General features: G+C 73.3%; 13 protein-coding genes. 3 read left to right on the forward strand and 10 right to left on the reverse strand.

The window, feature by feature from the left end; translation table 11 throughout:
- Window positions 1-14 precede the first annotated feature (14 nt).
- The 6 genes from ACQEUU_RS02675 to ACQEUU_RS02700 form a co-directional block, all read right to left on the reverse strand.
- On the reverse strand, window positions 15-197 hold the full coding sequence (locus ACQEUU_RS02675) for a hypothetical protein (RefSeq protein ID WP_433059774.1): 183 nt from the start codon (window positions 195-197) through the stop codon (window positions 15-17).
- A gap of 69 nt (window positions 198-266) precedes the next feature.
- Window positions 267-1,421, reverse strand: coding sequence for an MFS transporter (locus ACQEUU_RS02680; RefSeq protein ID WP_433059777.1), 1,155 nt, complete (start codon window positions 1,419-1,421; stop codon window positions 267-269).
- A gap of 68 nt (window positions 1,422-1,489) precedes the next feature.
- Window positions 1,490-2,371, reverse strand: a complete 882-nt coding sequence (locus ACQEUU_RS02685; RefSeq protein ID WP_433059780.1) for a TolB family protein — start codon at window positions 2,369-2,371, stop codon at window positions 1,490-1,492.
- Between the two features lie 107 nt (window positions 2,372-2,478).
- A complete protein-coding gene (locus ACQEUU_RS02690; protein WP_433059783.1) occupies window positions 2,479-4,425 on the reverse strand; it encodes a beta-galactosidase in 1,947 nt (648 codons plus the stop codon).
- A 121-nt stretch (window positions 4,426-4,546) separates the two neighbouring features.
- Window positions 4,547-5,323 carry a nuclear transport factor 2 family protein gene (locus ACQEUU_RS02695; protein WP_433059786.1) on the reverse strand — a complete coding sequence of 259 codons (777 nt, stop codon included), beginning with the start codon at window positions 5,321-5,323 and terminating at the stop codon, window positions 4,547-4,549.
- 59 nt (window positions 5,324-5,382) lie between these two features.
- On the reverse strand, window positions 5,383-6,342 hold the full coding sequence (locus ACQEUU_RS02700; protein ID WP_433059789.1) for a sigma-70 family RNA polymerase sigma factor: 960 nt from the start codon (window positions 6,340-6,342) through the stop codon (window positions 5,383-5,385).
- Window positions 6,343-6,400: 58 nt separating this feature from the next.
- Between ACQEUU_RS02700 and ACQEUU_RS02705 the strand changes: the two genes are divergently transcribed.
- Window positions 6,401-6,772: a hypothetical protein gene (locus ACQEUU_RS02705; RefSeq protein WP_433059792.1), complete on the forward strand. Its 372-nt coding sequence runs from the start codon at window positions 6,401-6,403 to the stop codon at window positions 6,770-6,772.
- Window positions 6,773-6,774: 2 nt separating this feature from the next.
- On the opposite strand, the gene ACQEUU_RS02710 is transcribed toward ACQEUU_RS02705, so the two are convergent.
- On the reverse strand, window positions 6,775-7,626 hold the full coding sequence (locus tag ACQEUU_RS02710) for a DUF72 domain-containing protein (RefSeq protein WP_433059794.1): 852 nt from the start codon (window positions 7,624-7,626) through the stop codon (window positions 6,775-6,777).
- Between the two features lie 54 nt (window positions 7,627-7,680).
- Window positions 7,681-8,622 carry an NAD(P)-dependent alcohol dehydrogenase gene (locus tag ACQEUU_RS02715; protein ID WP_433059796.1) on the reverse strand — a complete coding sequence of 314 codons (942 nt, stop codon included), beginning with the start codon at window positions 8,620-8,622 and terminating at the stop codon, window positions 7,681-7,683.
- An 18-nt stretch (window positions 8,623-8,640) separates the two neighbouring features.
- Here ACQEUU_RS02715 and ACQEUU_RS02720 point away from each other — a divergent pair, with 18 nt between their 5' ends.
- Complete coding sequence (locus ACQEUU_RS02720; RefSeq protein ID WP_433059799.1) at window positions 8,641-9,162, forward strand: hypothetical protein; 522 nt, start codon at window positions 8,641-8,643, stop codon at window positions 9,160-9,162.
- A 108-nt stretch (window positions 9,163-9,270) separates the two neighbouring features.
- On the opposite strand, the gene ACQEUU_RS02725 is transcribed toward ACQEUU_RS02720, so the two are convergent.
- Together ACQEUU_RS02725 and ACQEUU_RS02730 are read right to left on the reverse strand one after the other, a co-directional pair.
- Complete coding sequence (locus ACQEUU_RS02725) at window positions 9,271-15,483, reverse strand: RHS repeat-associated core domain-containing protein (RefSeq protein ID WP_433071710.1); 6,213 nt, start codon at window positions 15,481-15,483, stop codon at window positions 9,271-9,273.
- 44 nt (window positions 15,484-15,527) lie between these two features.
- Complete coding sequence (locus tag ACQEUU_RS02730) at window positions 15,528-18,797, reverse strand: LamG-like jellyroll fold domain-containing protein (RefSeq protein WP_433059802.1); 3,270 nt, start codon at window positions 18,795-18,797, stop codon at window positions 15,528-15,530.
- A 393-nt stretch (window positions 18,798-19,190) separates the two neighbouring features.
- On the opposite strand from ACQEUU_RS02730, the gene ACQEUU_RS02735 reads away from it, so the two are divergent.
- On the forward strand, window positions 19,191-20,075 hold the full coding sequence (locus ACQEUU_RS02735) for a M23 family metallopeptidase (protein WP_433059805.1): 885 nt from the start codon (window positions 19,191-19,193) through the stop codon (window positions 20,073-20,075).
- Window positions 20,076-20,140 lie beyond the last annotated feature (65 nt).

Below are 20,140 nucleotides of genomic sequence, written 5' to 3' on the forward strand. Positions count from 1 at the left end.
GGCGGGCCGCGCGATCAGGTCTCGGTCTGCTTCTCGTAGCCCTCGTCCTGCCCGTACACCTCCTCCTGCCCCTCCTCCTCCGGCAGGGACGCCGGGTCGGTCGGCGACGGGGTGAACTCCTCGCCGATGTCCTCGTCGAGGTGTTCCTCCGGGTGCTCGCGCCGGTCGGCCAGCGGGCGCTCGTCGGGCTCTGACATGGCTCCTCCTGCGATCTCGGTACGAGCCTCCTGCCCGGACGGCCCCCGCCGACTCCCCACCGGGGGCGGTCAGCGCATCCGGACGGCGAGCAGGCGCCAGATCGCGAGCTGGAGCAGGGCCAGCGTCATCGAGAAGGGGACGAGGGTCCACACGCCGGCGCTCTCGGCGACGGCTCCCGCCAGCCACGGGAGCAGTCCGCCGCCGAAGACCGACATGCCGTTCATGACGCCGATGGCGGTGGGCACCAGCCTGGCCTCGGTGAGGTGCGGCACCACCGCCATCGCGGTCGGGAACACCGGCCCGAGGAAGAACCCGAGCAGCGCCAGCCCCGCGCCCGCCACCGCGCCGCCCGGCGCCGTCCAGATCAGCGCCACCGACGCCACGACCCCGGCGAGGCACGCGTACGCCATCGCGGTCGTGCTCCACCCGAGCCGCGCGGCGACCGGGCTGATCAGGAACCGCCCGGCGGTCAGCCCCAGCCAGTAGCCGCTCATCATGGCCCCGGCGGCCGTGGCGGCCTGGGCGTGCTCGTCCACGAGGAACGTGAAGCCCCAGTTGCCGACCGCCGTCTCCAGTCCCACGTACACGACGAGGAAGACGCAGGCCAGCACCACCGAGAGCGAGCGCAGCGCCGTGCCGAGCAGCCCGCCGCTCGCCGGCCCGTCCGCATGCGCGCTCACCTCGCGGGGGTACGCGAACCGCGTCCCCACCGCGAGCGGCACGAACGCCGCCGCCAGCACCAGCCAGACCCCGTTCCACGGCGCGAACGTCAGCATCCACGTCGCCAGCAGCGGCCCGAGCAGCGCGCCCACGCCGAAGAAGGCGTGCAGCCGGTTGAGCAGCGCGGTCGCCGACGGCAGCCCGGCCAGGTAGGTGTTGAGCACCGCCTCCAGCAGCCCCATCCCGTACCCGGCCAGCACCTGCACCGCCACGAACCCCGCGAACGACGGCCGCAGCCCCATGATCAGCGCCGACAGCACGTACGCGCCCCCGCCCGCCAGCAACGCGGACCGCGTCCCCCACCGCCGCACCATCGCCCCGGAGCCGGACCCGGCCAGCAGGTAACCGGCGGAGAAGGTGAAGAAGATGACGCCGATCGCGGCCATGTCGACGCCGTAGTCGGCGATCTGAGCGGGCAGCAGCACCCCGGAGACCCCGCCGGTCACCCCGACCAGGATGAAGATCGCGTACGAGAGAAGGACCGAACCGCGCTGACCTGACACGCGACCCCCTGGGGTGAGGCGCGGCGACGTGTCTGATGGTAGCGAAAAGGATCATTCCCGGGCAGGGGTCAGAGCACCTGGAGCAGCGATCGTTCCCTGGCGGACGCCGGCTCGGTCAGCCACTGGCTGACGCGGCCCTTCGCGTCGAGGACGGCCCAGCGGTTGGCGGTCCTGCCCTGCAGCCGCGCCACCAGCCGGCCGTCGGCGAGGTAGAAGGCGCCGATCACGCGGCCGCCCCGCACCGGGATCGGCACCCGCCGGCCGGTGACGGTGTCGACCACCGTCGGCGTGAACCACACCGGCCACGAGCCGTCGCCGCCCGGGTCGTCGGGCCGCAGCGCGTTGACCACGACGTAACGGCCGCCCGGCGACAGGCTCTGCACGTGGTTGGCCAGTCCGACGCCCTTGACCTTGACCGACTTCCCCGTCCTGAGGTCGAGACGGTGGACGCCCCGGGTGGTGCCGGCGTACCCGGCGAGGTAGCGGCCGTCGGGCGACCACGCCAGGTGGCACGGGCCGCCCGTCCGGCCCACCACCCGGGCGCCGCGCCCGTCCGCGCCGACCACCCGCACCCGGGTGCCGTCCGCGTAGGCGACGCGCCGCGAGTCGGGCGACCACGCGGGGGTCAGGCACGGCACGTCGCCCGGCACGCCCCGGGCCACGGTCCGCACCTTGCCGTCCGCGCGCACCCGCAGCGCCGAGCCCGCGACATAGGCGACCTTCCGCCCGTCGGGCGAGACCGCGAACTGCACGCTGTCCTTCAGCCGGGCCAGCGCCTTCCACCCGGAGGGCGGGTGGTGGCGGTCGATCCGGTAGCCCCCGTCGTAGTGGGCGTAGACCGCGGCCCCCGTCACCGCCCGCGCGGTGGCCGTCGCAGGCGCGGTGGCCGCCGCCGCCTGGGGCGCGGCGATCAGGAGCGCCGCGGCGCCGAGCAGGCTCACGCTTCTCATGGCAACCTCCAGGTCGTCGCCTTGTTGGATGCGCGGGAGGCGCCGCCGGTTCACGGATGATCGCCACGGCGCCCCGCTCTCGCGGGCGGTCAGGCCGAAACCCCTGCTCAGGTCGTGAGCCGGAGGATCCGGACCTCGCCGGCCGGAACGGTCAGCTCACCCGCCACCTCCTCGCCGGTGACCAGGTCGGCGCCGGCGGCCTCGACGACCGCGGCGGCGCCGGTGTGGTTGATCGCGAACAGGTAGGCCGGGCCGTCCGGGTGGGCGCGCCGGACGAGCTCGACGCCGGGGCTCCCCGAGGCGGTGACACCCGCCTCCGCGCAGACCGCGCGCAGCACGCCCGCCAGGGCGTCGCCCACCGGCAGCGTGGTCAGGTAGTGGACGGCCCCTTCCCCCCAGACGTTGCGGGTCCAGGCGGGCTCGCCGGTGACGTACGTGTCGAGCACGGCGGCGGTGGTGACGTGCGCCGTCTCGCTCCACACGGTCCCGGCGCCGCCGCCCGACAGCGCGAGGCGCTCCCCCGGCTCCAGCGGGAAGAACTCCTCCACCGTCACCCCGAGCAGGTCGCGCCAGGCGCCCGGGTAGCCGCCGAGCCTGACCCGGTCGTGCTCGTCGACGATCCCGCTGTACGGGCCGGCCAGCGCGGTCCCGCCGCCGGCCACGAAGCGTTCGAGCGCGGCCGCGCCCCGGTCGCTGACCAGGTAGAGCGCCGGCGCGAGGACCAGGCGGTAACCGGACAGGTCGGCTTCCGGGTGGACGACGTCGCAGGTGACGCCCTGCTTCCACAGTTCCGCGTGCCAGCTCTTGATCACCTCGACCGGCTTCAGCTCGCCGGTGGGCTGGGCCGGGTGGTCCTGTGCCCACACGCTCGCGTGGTCGAGCAGGATGGCCGCCCCGGCCCTGACCGTGCTGCCCGCCACCTCGGCGGCGGCCCGCAGGAGCGCGCCGAGACCGGTCACCTCGCGCCAGATCTTCGTGGCGGTGCCGGCGTGCGGCAGCATCGCCGAGTGCCACTTCTCGGCTCCCGCCCGGGACGCCCGCCACTGGAAGAACATGATCGCGTCGGCGCCCCTGGCCAGGTGCTGCACCGCGTTGCGGACCAGTTCGCCTGGCCGCTTGGCGCGGTTGACCGGCTGCCAGTTGACCGCGCTGGTGGAGTGCTCCATCAGCACCCACGGCCGGCCGCCGCCGAGCGATCGGGCGTAGTCGGCGGCGAACGCCAGGTCGATGTGCGGGTCGGGGCCGATCAGGTAGTGGTCGGTGGAGACGACGTCCACCTCTTTGGCGAAGGACCGGTAGTCCATGTCCCAGTGCGCGCCCGCCATCAGGTTCGTCGTGGCCGGCACGTCCGGGGCCAGCCCGGCGAGCAGGTCACGCTCGGCGCGGTACAGGCCGAGCAGCGCGTCCGAGCTGAACCGGCGGAAGTCCAGCTGCTGGCCAGGGTTGGTGAACGACGGGGTGGCGCGGGGCGGCAGGATCTGCTCCCAGGAGCTGTAGCGCTGCGACCAGAAGGCCGTGCCCCAGGCGTCGTTCAGCGCGTCCAGTGTGCCGTGCCGCTCGCGCAGCCAGTCGCGGAAGGCGGCGGCGGAGACGTCGCAGTAGCAGCGGGCGTTGTGGCAGCCGTACTCGTTGTGGACGTGCCACATCCGCAGCGCCGGGTGGCCGCGGTAGCGCTCGCCGATCCGCTCCACCACCCGCAGCGCCCTGTCCCGGTAGACCGGCGAGCTGGGGCAGAAGCCCTGCCGGCTGCCGTGGTGGAGCCGCCGGCCGTCGGCGTCGACCGGCAGCGCCTCGGGGTGGGCGTGGCCGAACCAGGGCGGCGGCGACGCGGTCGGGGTGGCGAGGCAGGCGCCAATGCCGTGGCCGGCGAGCAGGTCCATGACCCGGTCCAGCCAGCCGAACTCGAACCCGCCCTCGACCGGCTCCAGCAGCGACCAGGAGAAGATGCCGACGCTGACCTGGTTGACCCCGGCCTCGCGCATCAGGGCGACGTCCTGGGTCCAGATCTCCTCGGGCCACTGCTCCGGATTCCAGTCGCCGCCGTAGCCGATCAAAGGGCCCTCCTCCTGTGGTGCTTCAGAGGAGGATTAAAACGTTCTTCCACAACGGGCACAAGCCCTCGCCGCCTGCAGCGAGGATCGCCCGGACAAGCTCGTGATCGTGACTTGAGTCGATTCAAGACTCCTGGGGCAGCGACAGGTGTTCGTGGACCAGCTCCCAGCCGTCCCCGCGCCGCCGGAACACGCGGGTGCCCCTGGACAGGACCGGCTCCCGGCCGTCCACCCGGATGCGGTCCAGGCCCCACGCCACCGCGAGGTCCTCCCGTACCAGCACCTCCAGGTCGGGGACGTCCCACGTGACCGTCGCGCCGGCCGCCGCCTCCAGGCCGGTCCGGCACACCTCGCGCAGCTCGTCCACCCCTTCGTACCGCAGCGGGCCCTGCTGCTCGTAGGCGACCACGTCGTCCGCGATGGCGGCCATCATGCCCTCCAGGTCCCCCGCCGCCGTCTGCTCCGACCAGCGCGCGAACCGCTCGTGCACCTCCCGCTCCGCGGCCTCCGCATCGGCCTGCGGGAACGAGTGGTGCTCGTGCGCCACCACCCACCGGCCGTCCTCCTTGCGCAGGCCGAGCGTCAGCCGGAGCAGGACCTTCGGGTCGTAGGCGCCCGGCATGCCGCAACGCAGCAGCGCGAACGCGTACCCGACGTCCTCCCCCGCCGTCACCTCCAGCTCCACCAGATCGAAGGTCGCCCCCTGCGCCTGCCAGTCGAAGAACCACGGCCACGTCCGCCGGTAGGCGTCCATGCCGCGCACGCCCTCGTACGGCGGCGGCACGTCGAACATGACGATGTCCCCGGCGTGGTCGGCGACCACCCCGTCCAGGTCGCCGGCGTGCACGGCGCGCGCCCACCCCTCGACGAGTTCCCTGATCTGCTTGTCATCGGTACGCATGAGCTCCGGCCTTTCCTCGACGGTGTCCTCACCCGTACAACCCGGCCGGGCTCGGAAACTCATCGCAGTTCGGCCGGCAGCCCGAACACGGTGAGGTCGGCCTCCAGGAACGCCACCACCTCGGCCACCCGGCCGTCCCGCACCGTCAGCACGTCCAGGCCGCCGGGGACGTACGCGCCCCGCCCCTCGTCCCAGCGGTACGTGCCGAACGCGAGCTGCCCGTTGGCCCGCGCCGGCAGGAACCGCCAGCGCTCCCGCAGCGGCGCCTCCATGAGGAAAGCGCGGATGGCGTCGGCGCCCGCGTACCACTCGGGCAGCGGCGGCATCGCGTAGCGGGCGTCCTCGGCCAGCATCGACACGATCGCCTCGACGTCACCCGCCTCCCACGCCGCCGCGTACCGCCTGGCCAGCTCCCGCTCACCCGGCTCCCGCCCGGTCGTCCCCTCCGGCCGCAGCCCGGCCACGGCCTTGCGGGCGCGCTGCAGGGCGCTGTTCGCGGCCGGGACCGTGGTGTCCAGCAGGCCCGCGGTCTCGGCGGCCGAGTAGCCGAGCACGTCCCGCAGCAGCAGGGACGCCCGCTGCACCGGCGGCAGGTGCTGCAGCGCGGCCACGAACGCCAGCTCCACGCTCTCCAGCTCCACCGCCCGCGCCTCGGGGCCCAGCAGCCTGTCGGGGTACGGCTCCAGCCACGCCACCTCGGCCGCCGGCGTGCCCGGCCGCAGGTCGGCGGGCAGTTCGCGGCGGCCTCTCCGCTCGGCCGCGGTCAACGCCCGGTTCGTCGCGATCCGGTACAGCCAGGCGCGGATCGACCCGTCCCGGTCCTCGAACCCCGGCAGGCTCCGCCAGGCCCGGTCGAACGTCTCCTGCACGACGTCCTCCGCGTCGTGCACCGAGCCGAGCATCCGGTAGCAGTGGGCGCGCAGCTCGTCGCGGTACGGCCCCACGAGATCGCCGAACGCCCTCTCGTCGCCGGCCCGCGCCGCCTCCAGCAGCTCCCCGTACCCGTCTGAAACGTCCATGCGACCAGCTTGCCACCGCCCCTCCGCGCCGCGGTCCCCTGCGGGTGGATCATGGGGGATGCTCAAGAACCTCGCCCTGCTGCTGGCCGGGCTCATCACCGGGATCACGATCATGGTCGCCGGCCGCTGGCCGCAGGCGGAGGTCGTCCACCGGAGCGAGCAGCCCGCCACCGTGACCTACGCGGACGACTCGGCGCACCACCTGGGCCTGATCCGCAGGGACACGCTGTTCGGTGACCCGTCGCACCTCGTGGTCGTCGGCCGCGACCCCGGATTCGGCCACGGCCACTGGGTGGACCTCCACACCTCCCTCATCGAGCCCGGCGAGGAGGTCGCCGGGACCGAGTGGACGGCCGACGGGGTGCGGCTGCGCCTGACGAGCGGGCACGAGCTGTACGTCCCGGCCCGCCACTTCCTCGGCGGCCGTTGACGTCAGAAAAGGGTGAGCGGCTCGACGGGGGCGGGCTCCGGCAGCGGCTCCAGCTCCGGCACCCGCGCCCGCACGGCGTCGTGGAAGCGCCGGGCCAGCGTCAGGGCCTCGGCGTTGTCGGGGGTGTGCACGAACACCGTCGGCGAACGGCCCTCGCGCAGCCAGTCCGTCACGACGCCGACCCAGTGACCCCAGCCCTCGACCGTCAGGGAGACGTCGTCGCGGCCCAGGTAGCGCACGATCGGCCGGTCGGTGAGCGCCGCCGACCGGCGCGGCACCCGCGGCTTCTTCACCCAGGCGTCACGCTCGGCGTCGCTGGTCGGCGGGCTCCGGAACAGCGTGACCGTGTCGAACGGCACCCATTCGGCCCCGGCCCGGCCCAGCACGCCCTCCAGCGCCCGCACGGCCCGCGCGTCCTCGAAGAACGCCTGGTGGCGCACCTCGACCGCGTAACGGTGAGCAGGCGGCAGCCGGTGCAGGAATCCCGCCAGCGTGCCCAGGTCGCCCGGCCCGAAGGAGCCCGGCAGCTGGATCCACAGGGCGTGGGCCCTCGGGCCCAGCGGCTCGATCGCGTCCAGGAACTCCCGCAGCGGCTCCTCGGCCCCGGTGAGCCGCCGCTCGTGCGTGATCGTCTTCGGCAGCTTCACCACGAACCGGAAGCCGGGCCCGGTCTGGGCGGCCCAGGACTCCACCGTGCTCCTGGCGGGGGTCGCGTAGAACGTCGTGTTGCCCTCGACCGCGTCGCACCAGGTGGCGTAGGCCCGCAACCGTTCGGCGGGAGGAAGGGGGTGCGGCAGCAGCCGGCCCTGCCACGGCGCGTGCGTCCACATCGCGCATCCCACATGAAGCCGCATCCGCCCACGCTACCGGCTCGTCCACGGCGCCCCGGCGTTCAGACCGGGAGCGCGTCACAACGTGAGGACGATCCTGCCCCGGGCCGTGCCCCCGGTCAGGTAGCGCAGGGCGGCGCCCGCCTCGGCCAGCGGGAAGGCCCGGTCGACGACCGGGCTGAGCTTGCCCTGCGCCAGCAGGTCCCCGAGGACGGCCATCGACTCCTTGACGGGCGGCGTGGCCCTGGTGGGTCTGGGCAACTGCCGCTGGAACGCGGACCTGGCCATCAGGCCGGCGAAGCGCGGCAGGCTGCCGAGCACCTGACGGCCCGCGGCGCCGTAGTGGTCGTGGCCGATGAGGACGTACGTGCCGTCGGGGGTGAGCGCGCGGCGGCACTCCGCGAACGAGTGGTTGCCGGGGATGTCCACGATGAGGTCGTAGCGCTCGCCGCGCCGGGTGAAGTCCTCCACGGTGTAGTCGATCACGTGGTCCGCGCCGAGCGCCTTCACCAGGTCGAGCCTGTCCGGGTGCTCGACGCCCGTCACCGTCGCGCCGCGCGCCTTGGCGATCTGCAATGCGCACCCGCCCACGCCGCCTCCTGCGCCGTTGACCAGGACGTTTCCCAGCGGGCCCGGCGGAAGGTTCAACAGGGTGATGAGCCCGGCGGTGGGCACGCACGCGGCCTGCTCGAAGCCGACGACGACGGGCTTGGGCGCCAGGTGGTCCTCCGGCACGGCGACGTACTCGGCGTAGGCGCCGCCGTTCTTCCACTGCATGCCGCGCAGGGTCTCGCCGAACACCTCGTCGCCCGGCCGGAACCGGGTCACCGCGGCCCCCGCCGACTCCACCACGCCGGCCATGTCCGTACCCGGGACGAGGTTCTTCGGCCGGCGCAGCCCGGACCCCATGATCCGGAGCACGTAGGGCCGGCCGGTCACGACGTGCCACACGTCGGGATGGACGGAGGCGGCGCGCACGCGGACGAGGACCTCGTCGTCGCGGGGCGTGGGCCGGTACATGGGCCTAGGCTCGCCGCCATGACCACATCCCAGACGATCTCCTTCGATCTCCACGTCCACTACGCACAGGCGTATCTCGTCGACGACGCCGAGGACGCCGAGACTCCCTCGGACTTACTGGACGACCACCCCACCCATCCCGTCGGGATCATCCGCGTGGAGGGCGAGAGCGCTCTTCTCATCACCGGGCTGCACACGGGCCCGGTGGGCTTCACGGTCACCGTGGCCGACGCCGACCCCGGCGCGGACACCGACGGCTACGAGGACATCGTGGAGATCAGCTTCGAGTCCGAGGCCGGGCAGGTCTCGGTGCACGAGTGGGGAGGCGAAGAGGTCCACGAACTCCCCGAACTGGCCGCGGGACCCGGGTGCTACCGGCTGCGCTACCACGCCAAGGGCATGGACGAGGCCGCCGCGGTGGACACCTCACAAGAGATCATCGACCGCTACCTGCTCCAGATCTGGCCTCAGGACGAGTCCGCGCCGGCCGTGGTCAAGAGCACGAGCAAACACCTCGCCCACTGGCTCGCCGCCGGCTGACACCACCCGGACGCCCTTCCCGGACGCCCTTCCCCGACGCACGGAGCGATCGGCCCCGAGAACTCCGAGGCCGATCGCCGTGCGTGAGCAGGGGCGTGAGCAGGGGCGTCAGTCGATCGACCGGATGATCCTCCAGATGAGGTAGAGCGCCTTACCGGTCTTGCCCACCTTGCCGCCCCTCGGGGTGTCCGACTCGTACCGCACGCTGGCCGGGCCGTGCCCGGTGCCCTGCCACGGCGTGTACTCGGTCTCCTTCCGGGCCGACTGGGTGTACGACCGCAGTTCGCCCGATTCGTACCGGCGGACTCCCATCTGGTCGTCGATCGAGCGTTTCTGCTCCTCGGACAGCCCTCTGCCGGACTGCGACTGGTTGTTGGACGGATTGCGCTGTGCCTTGGGCGGGTTCGCGCGCTGCTGCGCCCGGCGGGTGGTGGGCCGGTGGTTGGGCCTGCTCCTGGACTGCTTACGCGCGAGCTGGCGGACCGCGCGCTTGCCCTTCGCGGCCGCCCTGGCCTTGGCCCTGGCCGCCGCCGCCCGCCTGCGCGACTCCGCCGCCGCGCGGGCTCGGGCGCGGGCCGCCGCCGCGCGGGCCCTGGCCGCCGCGGCCCGCCGCCGCACCGCCGCCTCGGCCGCCTTGCGCGCCTTCTCGATGGCCTTCTTCCTGGCCTCGGCGGCCGCCTTCTTCCTGGCGATCTCGGCGGCCCGCTTCCTGGCCGCCTCGATCGCCCGGCGCCTGGCCGCCTCGGCCGCCCTCCGCTTCGCGGCCTCCAGCGCCGCGCGGCGGGCCGCCGCCTCGGCGGCGCGGCGGGCGGCCGCGATCGCGGCGCGCCGGGCCGCGGCCTGGAGGGCGATCCGCAGCGCGATGCCGGCCGCGAACCAGAAGAGCTGCCCGTCGGGGTCGGTCATGGACACCGGGTTGTTGCCTGCGTAGGCGTACCCGTGCATCTGCTGCGGGTCCTGCGTGTCGATCACCGGGTCCACCGACAGGAACCGGCCGGTCGACGGGTCGTACTCCCGGGCGCCCAGGTGCACGAGCTTGGTCGCCGGGTCCACGGTGCCGCCGACGAACCCGCGGTCCCCCGGCCACCACGGCGGCGGCGCGCCCCGGTCGCCGCCGAAGGGCGTCTGGCGGCGGAACGCCACCGCGCCGGTCTGGGCGTCGACGGCGGCGTGGGCGGTGCCGTGGTGGTCGCCGGCGAAGAAGTAGACCTTCCCCGCCGAGGAGCGCATCGCCACCGCCTCGCCGTTGACCGTGTAGTAGCGGGTGCCCGACACGGTCTGGGCGGCCAGGTCGAGCCGGAGCTCCATGTCGTCGACGTACAGGGTGGCGTCCGTCGCGGTGCGGCGGATCAGCCGGTCGCCGTCGGCGTCGTAGACGAACGAGGTGGTCCTGCCCGCCTCGGTGACCGATGCGAGGTTGCCCTCCGCGTCCCAGGTGAGCTGCTGCTCCGCGCTGCCGGTCCGGCGCACGACGGTGTTGCCGGCGGCGTCGTACTGGTAGGAGGAGGGCTGCTCGGTGGCCGGCCCTGTGGGCGTGACCGAGGTGAGCGCGTGCGGCCGGGGCTGCCCGGCGGCGGGGTAGGCGTAGTCGCGGACGACCTGCTGCCGGCCGCCGAACGCGTGGTGGGTCTCCTTGGTCCGGTTGCCGGTGGAGTCGTAGGCGTAGCTGGTGGCGTACGGGGCGACGCCGCCGATCAGGGTGGAGCGCGGCTCGCCGGAGGCGCAGGCGTCGGTGGCCGTCCACGCGGCGGTGAGCCGGCGCAGGTGGTCGTAGGTGAAGCACTGGGTGTCGGCGGACGCCCGGTCGGCGATCTTGGTGATGTTGCCGCTGGCGTCGTAGGTGTAGTTCAGGTCCAGGTCGGAGGCGGTGCCCGTGTCCCGGTCGAGCTGGGACCTGATGAGCCTGCGGGTGCCCTCCTCGTAGGCGTGGGTCAGCCAGGTCTTGCGCGTGCCCGTGCTGAGCTCGTACTGCAGCGTCTCGCCGAGCTTGCCGTAGCGGGCGTCGGTGACGTACGTGGACAGGCCCTCGACCTTCGTGGGCTGGCGCAGCGCGTCGTACCCGTAGGTGACGGTCTCGGCGGGCAGCCCGCCGGCCTCCGGGAACGTGATGGACTGCACCTGGTCGTCGGCGGTGTAGCGGGTGTTGAAGACGTACGTGCCGGCGAGCTTTCCTTCCCTGGCCGGGATGGTCACGCTCTGGCGGAGCGTGCGGTACTCCCGGTCGACGGCCTCGATCTTGGCGGTGTACGCCTGCTCTCCTGCCCACCGGACGGTCTCGGCCAGGTGGCCCTTGGCCAGCGTGTCGTAGCGCCACTCGGCCAGCAGCGGCCCGGTGGCCGTGCCCTCCCTGGTCGAGGTCCGGCGGCCGAGCGCGTCGTAGGTGTGCACGAGGGTCCGGCCGCGGGCGTCGGTGCTGGAGATCTCCTCGTCCAGGTCGTTGAACACCCGGGTGGTGACGCCCTTGTCCGGGTCCTCGGTCTTGATCTCGCGGTCACGCAGGTCGTAGTGGTGCCGCCAGACGTTGCCCGCCGAGTCCGTCACGGTGGTGAGCCGGCCCGACCTGTCGTAGGCGTACCTGGTGGCCTCGTACTCGCCGGTCGGGGTCGCGCCCTTGTACTGGCGCAGCTCCACGCCCCTGCCCTCGGCGTCGGCGATGAGGGTGGCGGCGCTCTCGCCGGGCGGCGGCGTCACGTGCGCCCGGTCGGCGAAGCGCCTGACGGTGGACTTCCACTTCTCCTGGCCCTTGACGCGGAAGCTCTGCGAGGCCAGTTCGCCGGACCCGTCGAAGGTGGAGACGACCTGGCCGGCGACGTCGTCGTCCGACACCTGGTACACGTTCGTCTCCGGGTCGCCGGTGGCGTAGTAGCCGTCGTTGGTCTTGGCCACCTCGCCGATCGAGTTGTGGAAGACGTCGGTGACGACCCGGCCGCCGCCGGGCGCGGGCTCCTGGGTCTGGCGCGGGCGCAGCAGCCCGTCGTAGAGCTCGTGGCTGGTGATGTAGGTGCCGTCGGTGGCGAGCGTCCTGATGGTGACGACGTTCGGGCCGTCGGCGCGGATCAGGTAGGAGTACTCGGTGTTGGGTGACTGGCCCGCCGCCTTGTCCCTGTCGTACTGCCACACCTTGACCAGGCGGCCGAGCGGGTCGTGCTGCAGGTCGGTGCGGCGGCCGTTCTCGTCCACCTCCGCGACCGGCTCGCCCCAGGCGGGCTCGACGTAGGTGACGTCGGCGTGGCCGAGCGGGTTGACGGAGCGCACCTCGGTCGCCGGCGCGCCGGACGCCGGCACGTACGAGGTGGTCGTGGAGCCGCCGGCGGCGTCGGTCTCCGCCGTCACGCGGCCGTAGGCGTCGTACGCGCGGGCCACGTCCAGCACGTACCGGGGCGTGCCCCCGTCGTAGGAGGCCAGCTCCTCCTCCCGGGTCACGTCGCCGCGCACCGGGGCCTGCCCGAATGCCCGGCCGTCGAAGTGGGACCGCTCGTCCGACAGCACGTCGGCGGGCCGCTGCGGCTGGACCGAGCACGGCTTGCCGACGGTCTCGACCCGGCTGGTGAAATCGAGCATCCAGGCGGCCGTGTCGCGGGCGTAGGTGTAGCGGGTGCAGACGTCGTCAGCCGGGTCGGCCACGTCGCCGAGGTCGCCGACCTGGGTGACGAGGCCGTGCTCGTCGTACGTCCGCTCCTCGGCGGTGCGCAGCCAGGTGCCGTCCTCCTTGAGGTCGCGGGTGGTCATCTTCGCGGACTGCACGAGGTGCGCCGTCTTGGTCACGCCCTCGAACGTGGACTCGGCGGTCTTGCGCCACCAGGGCTCCTCGGCGGTGGCGGACAGGATCTTCCCGCCGTGGCCGTCGTGCACGATCGTCTCCAGGTCCGTCCCGGAGAGCTGGTCGTGGTCCTGGCGCGCCCTGCCCTCGCTGTCGGTGACCTTGACGTCCTTGCGGCCGCCGTCGGCCAGCCGGTCGCCGTCCATGCCGCGGTAGTAGCGGTGCTCGGTCATCGTGCGCGGCCCGTCCTGGCCGTCGCCCTGCCGGACCCGTACGCGGGCGAAGCCGCGCCAGTCCGACCAGGTCCGCTCCTTGGGCTTGACCAGGATGTGCTCGGCGTAGCGCCAGGCCGCCCCGTCGAGATACTCGTAGTCGGTGACCAGCCACGGGGAGCGCGCGGTGCGGTCGACCTCCACGGTCTGCGCGACCACGTGCTTGTGGAACCAGTCCAGCACCTCCGTCTCGTCCTGCGGCGCCCACCGCTGCGGGAAGCAGCGCTTGGCGTTGCGGTCGGCCGCGGGCAGGTTCGCCGGCGTGCACTCCTCGGGCGCGTAGGTCACCCGGGTCTCCGCGCCGGCCTCGCTGTTGATCGACTGGACGCGCCACCTGTACAGCGGGGCGCGGCCCTCGTCGGCGTCCACCCGGTTCTTCAGCTGCACCCCGGCGAAGGTCACCTCGGGCAGCGTGACGGTGCCGCCGACGTGGCCGGCGTGCCGGATGGAGGCCAGCCAGAGCGCCGGGCTCAGCCCGTCGCCGGTGGCGGGGAAGGAGTGGGTGAGCGTCCACGAGTCCACGTCCCGGTACCCGGTGCCGGAGCGCACCTGCGTCGTCACCTTCGCCAGCCGCTTGCGGGTCCAGAACGTCGGCGACAGCCGGTCCTTGCACGCCTCGCCCGCCTCGCAGTTGCGGTCGAACGGCACGTCCGGCCAGTGGCGGGCGGTGTCCTTGGTGAGCTGGGCCGGCTCGCAGGTGATCGAGCCGCTCGGCACGCACCGCTCGGCCACGGTGAACACCGCGCGCGCCGCCGGCGCGACGGTGAACAGCTCGGCCGACCGGTAGCCGTAGTCGACGCGGGTCAGGTGGCCGCCGCGCACGTACGGGGTGCCCAGGTCGGGCTTCTCGTTGCGGCCGTAGTGGTTGCGCTCGGTCTCGTACCAGTACGTGAGCGCGTTGCCGTGCCGGTCGACCGAGTAGTCCAGGTTCCACCGCCAGGCCTGCTGGCACCAGGCGTTCGCGGGGGTGGAGTTGTGGCAGGGCTCGCCGGATTCGTTGCCGAACACCGGGACCGTCCAGGCCGACTTCGTCTCGGGCTTGCCCGTGGTCCAGCCGGGCAGCCGGTTCAGGCCGAAGTGGTACTGGGTGCCGTCGGTGGTGGTGAGCCGCCAGTGCTCGCCGTCGTTGTCACCGTTGGCGGCGCCGGTGAGCAGCTCGATCCGGGTGCCGTCGTCGCGTTTGGGCCGCCACTGCTTGGTGGTGGCGTCCTTGACCAGCTCCACGGCGGAGCCGTTGAGCATCAGCGTGGCGTTGTCGTGGTCCCAGCACAGGTCGCCGGTCTTGCGCCCGTCGGCCATGCAGGACTTGTAGCGGCGCTCGACGTAGCCGCCGGGGGTCAGGTCGAAGCCCTCGCCGGCCCAGGACACCTGGTTGTTGGTGGAGGAGGTGTGCCCGTCCACGCTCTGGGAGGAGTAGGCGAGGTTGATCACGGGCTCGTCGCCGCCGATGGACGGCGGCACCCGCATCGGGTGGTTCCAGGTGAAGTCGCCCGACTGGGGTCCGACGCTCCACTGCGCCGACGGCGCCAGCGACGTGGCGGAGTAGTCGCCCGAGGAGCCGGAGGCGGCGGCGGTGAGCGCGTACAGCTGGGCGCCGGAGGCGGCGACGTCCACCTCGGCCCGGACCACGCCGGCCTTGACGTCGTTCTCGGACGGCACCGGCTCCGGCACGGGGCAGGCGGTCGTCGCGTCCGTCAGTGCGCAGTCCGGCAGCTTGACCAGCCGGAGCCGGTCGGCGTAGTCGCCGCCGAAGGCGTGCCGGAAGCCGGAGTAGTCCAGCTCGACGCGGGCCGGGCCGCCGCGGGTCGCGCCCTGCCCTCGGGACAGGCGCAGCGCCACGCCCGGCAGGCCGGGGGCCTCGGCCCGGTCGAGCACCTCGACCTTGACCCGTTCCGGCGGCGCCTGGGCCCGCCCGGCCTCCCGCTGGACGGCGGCGACCTTCACCGGCAGCGAGCCGGCGACCGTCCTGGCCGTGTCACCCGGCGCCGGCTCGGCCGTGCCGGCCTTCGGCCAGGCCGCGTCCGGCGCCTTGCCGATCGCCCGCTCGGCCGTGGCGTCGCGGGTCTTGGGGAGCACGGCGACCGGGCGGCCCGGTACCGGCTCCTCCTTCTGCACCTGCGGCCGCTCTCGGCGCTCGGCCTCGGCAGGCATGGCGTACACCAGCGGGACGACCACGATGATCACCATGGCGGCGCAGGACCGGACGAACCAGCGGAGCTTGCGCGGGAACCAGTCGAAGATCAGAAAGGTCGAACGCTCGTGCTCGGAGATCTCCTCGAAGTCGTACATCCTCACCGTCCAGAGCTCAGGCAGGGGGTGCGGCGGAGGGGGGTTCATTCGGCGGCGAGCCGGGCGACGTCCGTGTCGCCCAGTGCGCCCTGGTAGGTCCGGACGTCGTCGACGATCCCGGGCCAGTGCCCGGTGAACGCCCCGTCCTGCAGCGCCCGGCCCAGCTGGAGCGGCCCGGTGGCGTTCCAGGTGCTCGTGTGGCCGGTCTCGGTGGTGGCGACGAGCCGCCCGCCGACGTAGACGCGCAGCTTCTTTGCGAGCGCGTCGTACACGCCCGCCACGTGGGTCCATTCCATGGCGTACGGGACGGCGTCCGAGCGGGTGCGCGTCACCGGCGCGCCGTCCGCGTCGGCGCCGGCCATGCCGAAGGACCAGCGCGGGCCCTGCGCGGCGTAGCCGAGCGTGAAGCCGCTGGCCCGCGTCCCGCTCTGGGCCACCACGGCAGCGTCGGCCGGGGGCAGCGCGTCGAGCTGGACCCACGCCGTGACGGTGAAGCTGTCGTCGGTGCGCACCGCGGCCCGCGACGCCCGCGCGTGGCCGCCGGCGCCGTCGAGCGCGAGCGCCCCGTCGAGCCAGCCGCCGGTCCAGCTCGCCCCCGAGCCGAGGGCGAGCGGGCCGGTCACGCCGGCCGTGTCGGCCGCGGCCGTGCCGGTCCCCTCGTCCAGCTTCCAGTGGCCGGTGAGCGTGGCGGCGTGGCTCACCAGCTTCACTACCTCGGCGGGGGCCAGGGCCCGGTCGTGCACCCGGACCTCGTCCACCTCGCCGGGCCAGGAGTCGGTCTGCCTGCCCTGGTAGAGGGCCTGCCCGAACTGCACCGCGGTCCCCGGTCCGGCCCCGCCGTGGTACGCCACGGGCCCGGCGGCGAGCGCGCCGTTCACGTACAGGAACAGCGACCGCGAGGCGGAGTCGTACACGCCGGTCAGGTGGGTCCACTGGCCCGCGACCGGGACGATCGCCGCGTTCTGCGCCCAGACGGTCTGCGGCGTGCCGCCCGGGTGGTTCATCATGAAGGCCCACGACCTGGCGCTGCCGCCGTAGCCGAGCCAGAAGCCGGCGTTGTCCTGCCCGCTCTGGCTGACCGCGGCCACGTTGCCCGTGGAGGGCAGCGACGACAGCCGCACCCACGCCGAGACCGCGAGGTTCCGGTCGGTCGGCGCGACGCCGCCGGACGTGGCGGCGTACTGGCCGGAGCCGGCGAAGCGGAGCGCCTTGCCGGCCCGGCCCTCGGCCCACGCGGCGCCGCTGACCGTCACCGGGTGCGTGCCCGCCTCGTCCCCGGCGGTCGTGCCGGAGCCCTCGTCGAGCCGCCAGGAGCCCGCCGGGCCGGTGCCGGGCCGCACGTTGAACACGTAGCTGCGGATCGGGCCCTGCTTGCCGGCGCCGTCCTTGCTGCGCACCGACAGCACGTTCGGGCCCTCCTCCAGCGGGGTGAGCCGGATCGTCGCCGACCCGCCGGCCGAGGTCGCGCTCACCTCGGTGACCGGGCTGGTGTTGAGCCCGTACAGGAACGAGGTCACGTCGCTCTCGCCGTTCGCGCCGAAGGTGAACTCCCCGGCGCGGCCGAGGCCGTCACCCCAGGCGTTCTCCGGGTACTGCGCGGAGCCGACCGTCGGCTCCCGGCCCGGCGCGGCGGTGTCCACCCCGATCTCGCAGAACGGGCCCCACGTGCTGGTGGCCCGCCCGTCCTCGCCGCGCGCCCGCCACCGGATCACCGAGCCGTCCCCGTACGCCCCTGCGGGGACGGTCGCGGAGAAGGCGTTGCCGGAGGCGGCGGCCGGGGTGAGGAACTCGCCCAGCTTCGTCCCGGCCGCGTCGTACCACTCGAAGCGGCCCTGCACGGAGTTGTCGCCGTCGCGCAGCTTGGCCCACAGCTTCGGCGTCGCCGTGCCGATCTTCGGCCTGGCGTCGCCCGAGACGCACGCGCCGCCCGGGTCGGACCAGACGTCGGCCGCGACGGGGGCGGTCGGGATGGTGTTGTACTCGACGACGAGCGTGGGGTTGTTGCGGAACTTCTTCCAGGCGTACGTATCGGTCTCGCTGCTCGCGCGCAGGCCGAGTGTGATGTTCGACCAGTTGGAGGCCGCCGCCTTCACCGCCGCTGGGGTGGCGTCGAACTCCACGCCGCCCGCAGGGCAGGAGCTGCTCCAGCCCTTGGCCACGGTCTGCGTGTTGAGCTTCTGCGACCACGACGGCTGGTTGTTCCAGGTGGTGGACTTGCTGATGCCGCCGGTCAGCCAGAGCTCGACGGCTCTCTTGGTGCACGACCACGACCACGTCTCGTACGTGCGGAAGGTCGCCTTGATGATCTGCTTGCCGTGGATGGCGGTGCCGGTGTTCATCTGGAAGAACGAGCGGTTCGTCTGGCCGGTCTCGTTCTCGTGCCCGACCCGCGCCACGTCGCTGGAGTTGAGGTAGTTGGTGGTCGGATACTTCTTCCACACCGAGGTCCAGGCGCCGCGCGGCGCCGACACCGACGGGTCCAGGTAGACGGGGTAGCGGGTGCCCGGGTCGGCCAGCATGGCCTTGTCCGGGGTGAGCGTCAGGCCGCCGCCGTCGACCCGCAGGTCCATCGCCTCGTGCCGGGAGCCGGGAGCGGGTCCCTCGCCCGGCCGGGCGGCCAGGCTCATCCGCCTGCCCTCGGGGTCGGCGGGCGAGTCCCACATCAGCGGGGTCGGCGCGGCGAACACCTCCGTGCCGGCCCGGTCCACGGCCTCCATCCCGCCGCCCTGGCCGCGCCGTACGGTGAGGCCCTGCGTCCGGAGCGCGAAGCCGATCCGGTCGAGCCGGCCGCTCAGCGCGGCCTGCCTGGTCTTGACGACGAGGACGTGCGAGAACCCGTCCACGTCGGCCGTCACCTGGAGGTCGACGCCAGGGAGCACCTCGGCGTAGGTGGCGGTGGCGCCGTCGAGCGCGGGTTCGGGCAGTCTGCCCGGCCAGGTCAGCGCGAGGGACCTGCCGCCCCTGGCGACCTCGGCCATCGGGGCGTCGCCGCCGCCGGAGAAGCGCAGCTCCACCGCCGTCGCGCCGGGGGCCACGGACCCGTCGGGCAGGCGGCGCAGGGTGGTGTCGACCGGGGTCCACCGGCCGTCCTTGCGCACCCGGACGGGACGGGCGTGCTGTTCCATGACCAGGACGCCGTCCGGGGTGGCGTGGACGGTCCGGGTCTCGGTGCGCAGGGAGCCGACCTCGACCCGCTCGCCCCGCTGGCGGGCCGCGTCCAGCGCGCCCTGTTCGGTGGCGGTGTCGGGCGGAGGCTGCTGGTGGGCGGCGGCCGTGCCGGCGCCCGCCGGGAGCGGCGCGGTCAGGCCGGACAACAGAAAAGCAGCCGCCGCGGCGACTGCTGTGATGGACCTGGAGCCGAGGGGTAAGGCGATTGAACGGTGGCCTGGCGACGTCGCCACGCTCCTGACCCGAGCCATCATGCCTCCGACACGTCCTTGTGAAGCCGGGGATTCGACGCAAGTGTGAACGCGGAGAACATGGTGATCAAGCGTGTGATCATGTTCTGTAAAGGTTTTCCCTGAACGCTGGACTTTTTGACAACTATCGCCAACGACCGCTGACAGGAGGCCACGGCGCCACCACTCAGCGCCGCGTCGCCGGAAACCTTCACCCGTGCGGCATTGATGAAGAGAACTTTCGGAGCTATCTTCCGACCAAGTGGCGCCACAGCGAACCCCTCATCACCCCCCTCGAAGAGGTGACGCATGCCCGCAACCGGCAAGCCGTTCCGGCCGACGATCACCGCCCTCCTCGTCGCCCTCGCCGCCGTCCTGTTCCCCCAGACCGCCTCGGCTCGGGAAGCCACCGCCCTGGCCACCCACAAGAGCCCCTTCAACTGCGGGAAGACCTTCTACGCCAACAACTGGAGCCCCGGGCACAACCCGTCGGGCTCCATCGACTGGCAGAGCTACGGCGGCGACGCCATCAACGGCGAGACCGTCCGCGCCACCGCCGCCGGCACCGCCTCCTTCCACAACGCCGGCAGCACCAGCTACGGCCTGTGGGTGGAGATCCGGCACGGCGACGGAACCAGGACCCGCTACGCCCACCTCGCGACCATGGTGCGGGCGGCCGGCGGCTCGATGAGCGTCAGCCAGGGCACCGTGATCGGCACCGTCGGCTCCACCGGCGGCAGCAACGCCCCCCACCTGCACTACGAGCAGCGCACCTCCACCGGCGCCATGGACACCAGCCCCACCGTCGACGGCGTCACCGTGTCCCTCGGCCAGAAGAAGGCCGTCACGAGCAGCAACTCCTGCGGCAGCGCCAACCCCTACACCCCCGTCGAGGTCTGCGGCAGCGGGTACGGCGTCGTCGACTCCGCCGCGCTCACCGGCGGCCGCGTCTACCTGCTCTACAACTCCGGCAACGGCAACAACTGCGTCGTCACTCTGAAGACGACGGGCGTCGGCACGGCGTCGGCGATGTCGGCCTTCCTCGAACCGCAAGGGGAGAGCAGGACGACCGACTCCGGCAGCTACGGCTACTACGCCGGTCCGGTCCGGCGCTCCGCCCCCGGCCAGTGCGTCAAGTGGGGCGGCTCCATCGGCGGCAGCGCCTACACCAGCCCGTTCGAACACTGCGGCTGACCCCGCCCGAACGCCCGCCCGCGGCCCACGACCTCCGGCCGCGGGCGGGCGTCCCGTACGGTCTG

Source organism: Nonomuraea sp. CA-218870 (genome assembly GCF_050936535.1).
Lineage (GTDB): Bacteria > Actinomycetota > Actinomycetes > Streptosporangiales > Streptosporangiaceae > Nonomuraea > Nonomuraea corallina.

Coding starts and splice junctions, on each gene's coding strand:
- ACQEUU_RS02715 (WP_433059796.1), bottom strand. CDS start 8,622: ATGTACCGGCCCACGCCCCGCGACGACGAGGTCCTCGTCCGCGTGCGC.
- ACQEUU_RS02720 (WP_433059799.1), top strand. CDS start 8,641: ATGACCACATCCCAGACGATCTCCTTCGATCTCCACGTCCACTACGCA.
- ACQEUU_RS02735 (WP_433059805.1), top strand. CDS start 19,191: ATGCCCGCAACCGGCAAGCCGTTCCGGCCGACGATCACCGCCCTCCTC.
- ACQEUU_RS02695 (WP_433059786.1), bottom strand. CDS start 5,323: ATGCGTACCGATGACAAGCAGATCAGGGAACTCGTCGAGGGGTGGGCG.
- ACQEUU_RS02705 (WP_433059792.1), top strand. CDS start 6,401: ATGCTCAAGAACCTCGCCCTGCTGCTGGCCGGGCTCATCACCGGGATC.
- ACQEUU_RS02725 (WP_433071710.1), bottom strand. CDS start 15,483: ATGTACGACTTCGAGGAGATCTCCGAGCACGAGCGTTCGACCTTTCTG.
- ACQEUU_RS02685 (WP_433059780.1), bottom strand. CDS start 2,371: ATGAGAAGCGTGAGCCTGCTCGGCGCCGCGGCGCTCCTGATCGCCGCG.
- ACQEUU_RS02710 (WP_433059794.1), bottom strand. CDS start 7,626: ATGCGGCTTCATGTGGGATGCGCGATGTGGACGCACGCGCCGTGGCAG.
- ACQEUU_RS02675 (WP_433059774.1), bottom strand. CDS start 197: ATGTCAGAGCCCGACGAGCGCCCGCTGGCCGACCGGCGCGAGCACCCG.
- ACQEUU_RS02700 (WP_433059789.1), bottom strand. CDS start 6,342: ATGGACGTTTCAGACGGGTACGGGGAGCTGCTGGAGGCGGCGCGGGCC.